This is a genomic window from Pseudomonas sp. SL4(2022) (assembly GCF_026625725.1).
Lineage (GTDB): Bacteria > Pseudomonadota > Gammaproteobacteria > Pseudomonadales > Pseudomonadaceae > Aquipseudomonas.
Genome location: NZ_CP113060.1, coordinates 553,227 through 564,047 on the forward strand (window position 1 = coordinate 553,227; position 10,821 = coordinate 564,047).

Genomic DNA, 10,821 nt, shown 5'->3' on the forward strand with positions numbered 1-10,821 from the left:
CCGTAGCCACTTACCCCACTCTTCCGAGGACACCCAAATGAACAAGTACCTGATCGCTTCCCTGCTTGCCGCCAGCCTGACCAGCAATGTTTTCGCCGCAGACGGCGCAGAACGTACCTTGAGCAATCGCATCGCTGCTGATGGTTTTGACCGTACCAGCATCCACCGTATCGCCGAAGACGGTGCAGATCGCACCAGCGGTAACCGCATCGCTGCTGACGGCGCTGACCGCACAGGCGGCAACCGCGTCGCTGCTGATGGCGCTGACCGCACGGGTGGCAACCGCGTCGCTGCTGATGGCGCTGACCGCACGGGCGGCAACCGCGTAGCCGCTGATGGCGCTGACCGCACGGGCGGCAACCGCGTAGCCGCTGATGGCGCTGACCGCACGGGCGTTAACCGCATCGTCTGATCAAGTAACACTCGCAAATTAAAGGGCACCTTAGGGTGCCCTTGCTGTTTTTGCCGAGCCTGCGTCCCGGCAGGTGAATCTTGATAAACTGCGTGCCCTCCTTTTTCGAGTCGCCGCGCATGCCCTCTCTCGATCAGGCGCTGCGCGCCGCCCTGCATAACCGTCACGACCTGCTGGCTGAACTGCATCAGCAAGGCACCGACTGCTATCGCCTGTTTCATGGCAGCCAGGAAGGCGCCGGCGGCCTGACCATCGACCGTTATGGCCCGCAACTGCTGGTACAGAGCTTCCACCAGAGCCTGAGTCGTGACGAACTGCTGCAATTGGCCGAGCAATGCCAAACCCACCTCAGCATCCCACTGCTGCTGGTGTACAACGATCGCGCCCAAGGCAACTCGCGTATCGACCGCAGCGACGCGGTCTATCAAGCCGAGCCAACGGCCTTGGAAGACCTGATCGGCCATGAATGGGGCCTCAATTACCGCGTGCGCGGCCGCCATGCCGGACAGGACCCCTTGCTGTTTCTCGACCTGCGCAACGCCCGCGGCTGGGTCAAAGCACACAGTGCCGGCAAATCCGTGCTCAACCTGTTCGCCTACACCTGTGGCGTCGGTTTGAGTGCAGCTGCTGGCGGGGCCAGCGAGGTGCTCAATCTGGATTTTGCCGAAGGCAACCTGGCGGTCGGTCGCGAGAATGGTCAGCTCAATCCGCAGCTGCTTCCTATGCAATTTGTGCAATCGGATTACTTCCCGGCAATTCGCCAACTGGCTGGCCTGCCGATCAATGTGCGGCGCGGGCAGAAGCTGCCGCACTATCCGCGCCTTGAGCAACGTCAGTTCGATCTGGTGCTGCTCGACCCGCCGGCCTGGGCCAAAAGTGCTTTCGGCACCGTCGACCTGCTGCGCGATTACCAGAGCCTGCTCAAACCAGCAATTCTCGCCACCGCCGATAATGGCGTGCTGATCTGCTGCAACAACCTGGCGAAAGTTGCCCTGGCCGATTGGCGTGAGCAGGTGCTGCGCTGTGCGGAAAAACTCGGTCGCCCAGTACGTGGCTGGCAGGTGCTGCCACCGGCCAGTGACTTCCCATCACAGGATGGCAAGCCACCACTGAAAACCCTGATCCTGCAGTTCTGATGTACCCGTCAGCATGAAGAAAATCGCCGCGCAGAGCCTCTGCGGAACTGCGCACGCATGCCATACTCCAAGGCACTTCTCGTCGGGATAGATGACGTTTTTATGCTTAAAGGGATAAAGCGCGCGGCCAGCGCCATTGCCATCGCCATTGCTCTCTACAGCCTGCTGGGGTTTCTGATTCTGCCCGGTATCGGCCTGCGCATCGCCAACCAGCAACTGGCGCACTACGCCGAAGTACCCGCCACCCTGCAACGCCTGCAACTTAACCCGTTCAGCCTGGAGCTCAGCCTCTGGGGCCTGCAGATTGGTGAAGCCGAACAGCAGCAGATCGCCTTCGAACGGCTGTATGCCAACCTGCAACTCGACAGCCTGTGGAACGGCGTATTGCACCTGGCCGATATCGAGCTGGATAAACCGCACAGCGCAGTGCTGTTCGGCAAGGACGGTCGACTCAACCTGACGCAACTGTTCAACGTCCCGCCTAGCACCGAGCCTGCGGTTGAAGAGCCGGCCGGCGAGCCGTTCCCGCTGCGTATTTCACGGATCAAGCTGAGTGGCGGCAACGTGCATTTTCAGGACCTGCGCCCCAGCGAGCCCATCGAGTTTATCTACGACGACCTCAACCTTGAGCTGTTCAACCTCAGCACCCTGCCAGACGACAATGCCGACATGAGCCTGGTGGCCACCGGCCCTACCGGCGGACGCATCGACTGGACTGGCCGTATCAGCCTGGTGCCAATCAGCTCCAGTGGCAGCCTGAAAGTCACGGACGGTAAGCTGAAAGCCATCTGGCCCTACGTGCGCGATGCGGTGCCGCTGGTTCTGGAGGACGGCACCGTCAATCTCAGCAGCGACTACAGCCTGAATCTGGCCAAAGGCACCGAACTGCTGTTGAGCAATACCCAGCTCCACGTCAGCAGCTTTGCCATCAAAAGCCCGGCGGAAAAACCGCTGCTGCGCCTGCAACGCCTGGATATCAGCGAAACCAGCGTGGACCTGGCCAAGCAGCAGGTCATCGTCGGCAAGATTCGTAGCCAGAAGCTGGAAACCTGGGCTGCACGCGAGGCCGATGGCCAGCTCGACTGGCAGAAGTTGCTGGCCAGCCAACCCGCCAAACCAGCTCCAGCTCCAGCTCCAGCTCCAGCTCCAGCTCCAGCTCCAGCTCCAAATGAGGGTGGCTCAGGCTCCGCAGCCACGGAAGCCGAACCGGCAAAAGAGCCAAGCGAACCGACCACCGCAGAGCAATCCGCTGACCTGGAAACCGCCACTGCCGACCAGCCGGAAGAGCCCAGCAAACCCTGGCAGGTAATCCTGCGTGACGTGCAACTGCGCGACTATCAGGTGCATCTGGCCGACCGCGCCGGCGGCGCGGAAGTCAAAATCGACCTGGCACCACTCAACCTCGATCTGAACGACTTCGACAGCCTGGGCACGTCGCCCTTCAGTCTCAAGCTCGACACAGGAGTGAACAAGACCGGGCAGATCAAGGCCGACGGCCAGGTGCAACTGACCCCGACTACGGCGAAGCTGCAGGTTGCCACCCGCGATATCGACCTGCGCCTGGCGCAGACCTACCTGAGCCCCTTCGTGCGTCTGGAACTGCGCAGCGGCAAGCTCGGCAGCGAGCTGGCGGTTGATCTGCAGAGCGTCGAACCGCTGGCCTTCAGTATTGGCGGGCAAGCCGAGATCAATCAGCTGCATACCCTCGACACGCTCAAGGACCGCGACTTCCTTAAATGGCAGCAAGTGCTGGTGGAAGGAATCGACTATCAACACGGCAAGGGCCTGGTGATCGGCCAGGTCAAACTGCAGCAGCCCTATGTGCGCTTTATCATCAACGAAGACCTGACCACCAATATCAGCGATCTGATGATTCCACAGCCGGCAGAGGCCAACGCCAAGCCCGCTGCAGCGAGTAAACCGCTGCCGATGCGCATCGGCGGCATCAGCATCAAGGACGGCTCGGCGAACTTTGCCGACTTCAGCCTGACGCCTAACTTCGCCACGGCCATTCAGCAACTCAACGGCAAGATCGGCACACTCGACAACCAGAGTCCGAAAACCGCCAGCGTCGATATTCAGGGCAAAGTCGACAAGTACGCACCGGTCAGCATCAAGGGCAAACTCACCCCGTTTGATCCGCTGAACAGCCTGGATATCGCCACCAGTTTCAAGAACGTCGAGCTGACCACCCTGACGCCTTACTCCGGCAAGTTCGCCGGTTTCCGTATCCGCAAGGGCCGTCTCAACCTCGACCTGCATTACCAGATTGAGAAAGGCAACCTCAACGCCGAGAACAAACTGCTACTGGAAGACCTGCAGCTGGGTGAGAAGGTCGACAGCAAGGACGCCATGGACCTGCCGATTCGTCTGGCCGTGGCCCTGCTCAAGGACACCCAAGGCAACATCGAAATCCAATTGCCTGTGCAGGGTAATCTGAACAACCCGGAGTTCAGCGTGATGCCGATTGTCTGGCAGACCCTGCGCAACCTGGTGCTGCGCGCCGCCCAGGCGCCATTCAAATTTATCGGTGGGCTGGTCAGCGGTGGCAGTGAAGTTGACCTCAGCACCGTGCGTTTCACGGCCGGCGGCAGCGAGCTCGACGGTGATGCACAAAAAGCCCTGGACACCCTGGCCAGCGCCTTGAAGGAGCGCCCAACCCTGCGCCTGGAGATCGAAGGCATGAGCGCTGCAAGCAGCGACGGCCCGCCACTGGCGGCCGCACGCCTGGAGCGCGAATACCAGAACACCTGGTACAAAATGCTGCAACGTCGCGGCGATGATGTACCCGCCGAGGCCAGTGAATTGGTCGTCGATGATGACGACAAGACCGTACTGATCGAAGGTATCTACCGCACCCGCCTCAAGCAGCAACCGCCTGCCGAGTGGACTGAACTGGCCAGCGCGGAACGCAGCGCGAAGATGCGCGACGCCGTGCTGCAGTCCTGGGCACAAAACGAGCTGCTGCAGCGTCAGCTGGCCCAGATGCGCGCGGCAGAAATAAAGACTTATCTGGTCGAACGTGGTGGCCTGGCTGACGAACGTATTTACCTGCTGGATGTCAACATGGCACAGGCTGACGCCGATGGCCGCGTCGCCACCACCCTGCACCTTGGCAGCGAGTAAGGTTTTCGTCATATGCGCGCTCTCGCCACAACCCTGATCCTTGCCTGCGCCGGCGCATCGTCGCAGGTACAAGCCGAAACACTGCGCTGCGGCAGCCAACTGGTCAGCCTGGATGACCGACGTTTCGAGGTGCTGCAGAAGTGCGGTGAGCCGGCTTTTCGCGACCTGGTAGGCTACTCACTCGGCCCAAGTGAACGGCGTGAGTACCAGATCGAGGAATGGGTCTATGGTCCGGATAATGGCATGCTCAGTATTCTCACCTTCGAAGGCACGCGCCTGCGTGCAATCGAACGGCGTCGTAGTCGCTAACCGATGAAAGCATTGATCAGTACCCTGCTATTACTTCTGCCCTTCTGTGCACAGGCCTCATCGACCCTGCGGTGCGACAGCGGGCTGATCAGCCTCGACGACACTACCAGTGAAGTCAGCAGCAAATGCGGCGAACCCCTGAGCCGTGATTTTCTTGGCTACCGCGAAGTGCTGGATGAATACGGTTTCTACAATGAGGTCGCAGTTGAGGAGTGGTCATACGGACCACGCAACGGCATGTACCAATTTCTGCGCTTTCAAGGCAATCGACTGATCAAGATCGACAGTAAACGCGGCAACTAGCAACACCTAACACTCACCCAAACCAACGACAAGGACATTCCACCATGCAACGGATAGCGCTCAGCCTCTCCCTGCTGCTTCTGGCAACCAGCGCCCAAGCCAGCACCCTGCGCTGCGAAAAGGGCATCGCCAGTACCGGCGACCGCACCACAGAGGTCGCCAGCAAATGTGGCGAACCGATTGCCCGCGATATGCTGGGTTACACCCTGGATGCCCACGGCAATAACGAGTTCCTCGTCGAGGAGTGGGTCTATGGCCCGCGTAACGGCATGAACTACTACCTGCGATTCGAAGGCGGCCGACTTAAGAGCGTGGAAAGCAAACGCGGCAGCTGAGCCGACAGCAGCCACAAAAAAAGCCCCGCTGGTTATGCCGGCGGGGCTTTTTTACGCCTGATTACAGCTTGCCGCTGAAATCACGCAGCTCATCCTGAGCCTTTTTCTTGGTCCAACCGTAACGCTCTTGCAGCTTGCCGGCCAAGTACTCGCTATGGCCTTCGGCGACGTTCAGGTCATCGTCGGTCAGGTTGCCCCAACGCTCCTTGATACGACCGTTGATTTGCTTCCACTTACCTTTGATTACATCAGTATTCATCTGCTTGTCCTTGTCGTTGAGTGGCTACCAGGCCCCTCGCAGCGCCTGGCACGCATCCATGGATTACTGCGCGGTTTTCAGCGCTTCGGCGGATACCGCACTCACACCTTTGATCTCGCCGGCCTTGGCAATGGCCAGATCACGCTCGGCGGAGCTGGCAACAACCCCGGAAAGCGTGACAACGCCCTTATTGGTTTCGACCTTTATGTCGATACCGCTCAAGCTGCTGTCGGCCAGGAAGGTCGACTTCACTTTGCTGGTGATCCACGTGTCGGAAACCGCATCTTCTGCTTTATCCATCGTCTCACTAGCGGCCAGCAGGGTTGGCTGCACGCTCGGGGTGCCCGCAGCCATAACCGGCCCGGCGAGCAAAAGCCCCAGCGCGGTGACGGTCATGGCGGTTACTGCGAAATGCTTGATTGGCTTTTTCATAAATCATGCCTCCTGCGTGTGCTGAACAATCTGCAAACCACAACGAGCTGCAGTCTCCCCAGTACTGTGGCAAGCGTTGTGCCAACCTTTCTAAATGGTTTATTTTTTAAATATCAATAACTTACCAATAAACAAAAACATCATGTGCCGTGCAATCTGCATGCTAGGGCCAACCGAGCAGGGCATATTGCACGACAGCGCTGGTTGCATAGGCGCCGAGGCCCACATGCTTTTTTACCGACAAAAAAAGAGGGCCCCGAAGGGCCCTCTTTTTTCTGCAAAGTAACGCGGCGATTACACGCCCGAAGCCTTGGCAGCCGCTACATCCTTGATCGACAGCTTGATACGGCCACGGTTGTCCACGTCCAGTACCAACACTTCAACCTCCTGACCTTCTTTGAGAATGTCGGTCACCTTCTCAACGCGAGCGTCGCTCAACATGGAGATGTGCACCAGACCGTCTTTACCCGGCAGGATGTTGACGAAGGCACCGAAGTCAACAATGCGCTCAACCTTACCGACGTAGATCTTGCCGATCTCGGCTTCTGCGGTGATACCCAGGACGCGCTGACGTGCCGCTTCTGCAGCTTCCTTGGTTTCGCCGAAGATTTTGATCGAACCGTCGTCTTCGATGTCGATCGACGCTTTGGTTTCTTCGCAGATAGCACGGATGGTCGCGCCACCTTTACCGATCACGTCGCGAATCTTGTCCTGGTCGATCTTCATCGCGATCATGGTCGGCGCGTTGGCCGACAGTTCGCTACGGGACTGAGCAATGACCTGGTTCATCTGACCGAGAATGTTCAGACGCGCTTCAAGGGCTTGGCCCAGGGCGATTTCCATGATTTCTTCGGTGATGCCCTGGATCTTGATGTCCATCTGCAGCGCTGTAACGCCATTAGCGGTACCGGCCACTTTGAAGTCCATGTCGCCCAGGTGGTCTTCGTCACCGAGGATGTCGGTCAGAACGGCAAATTTCTCGCCTTCCTTAACCAGGCCCATGGCGATACCCGCCACCGGCGCCTTCATCGGCACACCGGCGTCCATCAGGGCCAGGGACGCACCGCACACGGAAGCCATCGAGGACGAACCGTTGGATTCGGTGATTTCCGATACCACGCGAATGGTGTACGGGAACACGTCGGCGGCCGGCAGCATGGCCTGCACCGAGCGACGCGCCAGACGGCCGTGACCGATTTCGCGGCGGCCAGTGGCGCCCATGCGACCACACTCACCCACCGAGTACGGCGGGAAGTTGTAGTGCAGCATGAAGGGGTCTTTCTTCTCGCCTTCCAGGGTATCAAGCAGCTGTGCGTCACGGGCAGTGCCGAGGGTGGCAACCACCAGCGCCTGGGTTTCGCCACGGGTGAACAGCGCCGAACCGTGAGTCTTGTCCAGTACGCCGACTTCGATGTTCAGGCCACGCACAGTGCGGGTGTCACGACCGTCGATACGCGGCTTGCCGTTGACGATGTTCTCGCGCACGGTGCGGTATTCGATTTCACCGAAGGCGTCTTTCACTTCACCGGCAGAAGGCTGGCCTTCTTCGCCAGAGAACTTGGCCACCACCTGATCTTTCAACTCGCCCAGACGCGCGTAGCGGTCCTGCTTGATGATGATGGTGTAGGCCTGGGAAATCGCTTCACCGAACTCGCTGCGGATGGCATTGAGCAGTGCAGTGTTTTCCGCTTTCGGCTGCCAGTCCCACGTCGGCTTGGCGGCTTCGGCAGCCAATTCAGCAACGGCTTGGATAACGGCTTGGAATTCGTCGTGGGCAAACAGCACGGCGCCCAGCATCTGGTCTTCGGTCAGCTCTTTGGCTTCCGACTCAACCATCAACACGGCGTCTTTGGTGCCGGCTACAACCATGTCCAGGCTGGAGGCCTTGAGCTGCTCATACGTCGGGTTCAGCAGGTAGCCGGTTTCCGGGTGGAAAGCTACGCGGGCCGCACCGATGGGACCGTTGAACGGAATGCCGGAGATAGCCAGGGCCGCCGAGGTACCGATCATCGCGGCGATGTCCGGATCGGTCTTCTTGCTGGTGGAGATCACGGTGCAGATCACCTGCACTTCGTTCTGAAAGCCTTCCGGGAACAGCGGACGGATCGGACGGTCGATCAGGCGCGAGGTCAGGGTTTCTTTTTCCGAAGGACGGGCTTCACGCTTGAAGAAGCCGCCTGGGATCTTGCCGGCTGCGTAGGTTTTTTCCTGGTAGTGCACGGACAGCGGGAAAAAGCCTTTGCTTGGGTCGGCAGTTTTTGCGCCGGTGACAGCGACCAGCACGGTGACGTCATCGTCAACACTGACCAGTACTGCGCCGGAGGCCTGACGGGCGATGCGGCCCGTTTCGAGGGTAACGGTCGATTGACCGAATTGGAACTTCTTGATGACCGGGTTCACGGTGTTTTCCTTCTCTTTGTTGCCCTTGGGGAAAGCGTTTTTGCAGCCGTTGCTCAGCATGTGAACAGACGGGTCTTACAGAATGAGTGGGCGGTTACGGGAATCGGACCCGCTATCGTCCAAAACAGCTACAGCAGAAAAGCAAAAGCTGGAAGCAGGGTAAACCCCACTTCCAGCTTCGGCAGTCAGCTACGCATAAGCATTGCTTAGCGACGCAGACCCAGGCGACCGATCAGGGCGCTGTAACGACTGGTGTCCTTACCCTTCAGGTAGTCCAGCAGCTTACGGCGCTGGTTAACCATACGGATCAGACCACGACGGCTGTGGTGATCTTTACCGTTGGCCTTGAAGTGGCCTTGCAGCTTGTTGATGTTGGCGGACAGCAGTGCAACTTGCACTTCCGGGCTACCGGTGTCGCCTTCAGCTTGCTTGTAGTCGTTAACGATCTGGGCTTTTTCTTCAACGCTGAGTGCCATGGGGCAATCCTCTCAGTTAGGCAACTGCCGAAACAGTTGCAATAGGCCGGGAATCGCTTCCCGTGTTTTTAAAGTGAGGCATGACCGTGCCTATTAACAGCCACCCTCGATACACGCCGACCAGAGCCGAAACCCCATGTCCGCGCTACGGTCTGCTGACCGAATCCTGCACCGCTAAGCCGAGGCCTGCAGCAATAACCCAGGCTAAGCCTTGGTTGAAATCAATCGACGCGGCGCAATGCGTCCGTCTTCGCTCACTTCACCGATCCCGATAAAGCGGCCGTTGTGGTCCTGTACCCGAACCATGCCGAACTTCGGCGCTTCGGGGGCGCGTACTGGCTGCCCTTGCAGCCAGTAGAACGAACTGTGCTCGGAGAACTGCAGCAGCGGCCAATGTTGCAAACCGCTGTCGACGGGTTGCAGGAACTGGTCAACGGCCTCATTGCCACCTTCGCCATGCACCCGCTCCAGCTCTTCGAGCGTTACGGTGCGGCTCAAATCGAAAGGGCCGGCTTTGGTTCTGCGCAGCTCAGCAACGTGTGCACCACAACCCAGCAAGTGGCCGATGTCTTCGACCAGAGTGCGGATGTACGTGCCTTTGCTGCAATCGACCGCCAGGCGCGCTTGCTCCGCTTCGCAGTCCAGTAATTCCAGGCGCGCAATAGTAACAGAACGCGGCTCGCGCTCCACTACTTCACCTGCACGGGCCAGCTTGTAAAGTGGCTGACCATCACGTTTAAGGGCTGAGTACATCGGCGGTATCTGACTGATATCACCGCGAAAATCCGGGAGCACCGCTTCAATATCGGCGCGACCAACGGTCACAGGGCGACATTCCAACACCTCACCCTCGGCATCCGCAGTGGTGGTGGTGACACCCAACTGCATCAGCGTTTCATAACCTTTGTCGGCATCGAGCAGGTATTGGGAAAACTTGGTGGCTTCCCCAAAACACAGAGGCAATACACCTGTGGCCAGCGGATCTAAGCTGCCGGTGTGCCCGGCCTTCTCGGCGTTAAGCAACCAGCGCACTTTCTGCAGCGCCGCGTTGGAACTAAAGCCTTTGGGCTTATCGAGTAGGATGATGCCATCCACGGCACGACGAATACGTTTGACCTGGGCCACGCGCTTACTCCTTGGCCTCGGTGGGGGCATCGTCGTGCAGACGATCTTCGCTGACCGCACGCTCGATCAACGCTGACAGCTGCGCGCCACGCACGACACTCTCATCGTAGTGAAAGCGCAAATTCGGCACACTGCGCAGCTTCATCGCCCGGCCCAACTGCATACGCAAAAAACCGCTGGCGTCGTTGAGTACCTTGATACTCTGCGCCACGCTGTCCACACCGTCCTCAGGTTCACCGCCCATGACGGTGACATACACCTTGGCATGGCTGGAGTCGCGACTGACATCCACCGCAGTAATCGTCACCAACCCACCCAAGCGCGGGTCTTTAACTTCCATACGGATCAACTGCGCCAGTTCGCGCTGTATCTGATCGCCGATGCGCTGGGCACGGCTAAATTCTTTGGCCATTTCTACTACCTTCACTCGTCGCACTGCCGCAAAAAGCAGTGGACCTAAAAGCGGCAAACGCCCGGCCGCGCAAAAGCGGGGCCGGGCGCTGCGTGT

General features: G+C 59.1%; 12 protein-coding genes. 6 read left to right on the plus strand and 6 right to left on the minus strand.

Translation table 11 applies throughout. From position 1 onward, the window contains the following. Positions 1-37: 37 nt before the first annotated feature. From OU997_RS02635 to OU997_RS02660, 6 genes are all read left to right on the plus strand, one after another. The gene (locus OU997_RS02635) at positions 38-412 is read left to right on the plus strand and encodes a hypothetical protein (protein ID WP_267808836.1); all 375 of its coding nucleotides are present in this window, start codon (positions 38-40) and stop codon (positions 410-412) included. 119 nt (positions 413-531) lie between these two features. Continuing rightward, a complete protein-coding gene (locus tag OU997_RS02640) occupies positions 532-1,548 on the plus strand; it encodes a class I SAM-dependent rRNA methyltransferase (RefSeq protein WP_267808838.1) in 1,017 nt (338 codons plus the stop codon). Between the two features lie 102 nt (positions 1,549-1,650). Next, entirely contained in the window at positions 1,651-4,674 is a 3,024-nt protein-coding gene (locus OU997_RS02645) for a DUF748 domain-containing protein (protein WP_267808840.1), read from the plus strand. A gap of 12 nt (positions 4,675-4,686) precedes the next feature. Beyond that, the gene (locus tag OU997_RS02650; RefSeq protein ID WP_108486136.1) at positions 4,687-4,983 is read left to right on the plus strand and encodes a DUF2845 domain-containing protein; all 297 of its coding nucleotides are present in this window, start codon (positions 4,687-4,689) and stop codon (positions 4,981-4,983) included. Between the two features lie 3 nt (positions 4,984-4,986). After that, positions 4,987-5,286: a DUF2845 domain-containing protein gene (locus OU997_RS02655; RefSeq protein WP_267808841.1), complete on the plus strand. Its 300-nt coding sequence runs from the start codon at positions 4,987-4,989 to the stop codon at positions 5,284-5,286. A gap of 44 nt (positions 5,287-5,330) precedes the next feature. Next, positions 5,331-5,621, plus strand: a complete 291-nt coding sequence (locus tag OU997_RS02660; protein ID WP_170049074.1) for a DUF2845 domain-containing protein — start codon at positions 5,331-5,333, stop codon at positions 5,619-5,621. Positions 5,622-5,682: 61 nt separating this feature from the next. Here OU997_RS02660 and OU997_RS02665 read toward each other — a convergent pair whose 3' ends face one another. From OU997_RS02665 to rbfA, 6 genes are all read right to left on the minus strand, one after another. Then, positions 5,683-5,880 carry a CsbD family protein gene (locus tag OU997_RS02665; RefSeq protein WP_267808843.1) on the minus strand — a complete coding sequence of 66 codons (198 nt, stop codon included), beginning with the start codon at positions 5,878-5,880 and terminating at the stop codon, positions 5,683-5,685. Between the two features lie 63 nt (positions 5,881-5,943). Further along, a complete protein-coding gene (locus OU997_RS02670; RefSeq protein ID WP_420713233.1) occupies positions 5,944-6,312 on the minus strand; it encodes a BON domain-containing protein in 369 nt (122 codons plus the stop codon). Between the two features lie 294 nt (positions 6,313-6,606). Continuing rightward, positions 6,607-8,712 carry a polyribonucleotide nucleotidyltransferase gene (gene pnp / locus OU997_RS02675; protein ID WP_267808844.1) on the minus strand — a complete coding sequence of 702 codons (2,106 nt, stop codon included), beginning with the start codon at positions 8,710-8,712 and terminating at the stop codon, positions 6,607-6,609. A 206-nt stretch (positions 8,713-8,918) separates the two neighbouring features. Beyond that, entirely contained in the window at positions 8,919-9,188 is a 270-nt protein-coding gene (rpsO, locus tag OU997_RS02680; protein ID WP_042554902.1) for a 30S ribosomal protein S15, read from the minus strand. Between the two features lie 204 nt (positions 9,189-9,392). Next, positions 9,393-10,313, minus strand: coding sequence for a tRNA pseudouridine(55) synthase TruB (gene truB / locus OU997_RS02685; RefSeq protein ID WP_267808846.1), 921 nt, complete (start codon positions 10,311-10,313; stop codon positions 9,393-9,395). Positions 10,314-10,317: 4 nt separating this feature from the next. Continuing rightward, the gene (gene rbfA, locus OU997_RS02690; RefSeq protein WP_108486141.1) at positions 10,318-10,725 is read right to left on the minus strand and encodes a 30S ribosome-binding factor RbfA; all 408 of its coding nucleotides are present in this window, start codon (positions 10,723-10,725) and stop codon (positions 10,318-10,320) included. Between the last annotated feature and the right edge of the window lie 96 nt (positions 10,726-10,821).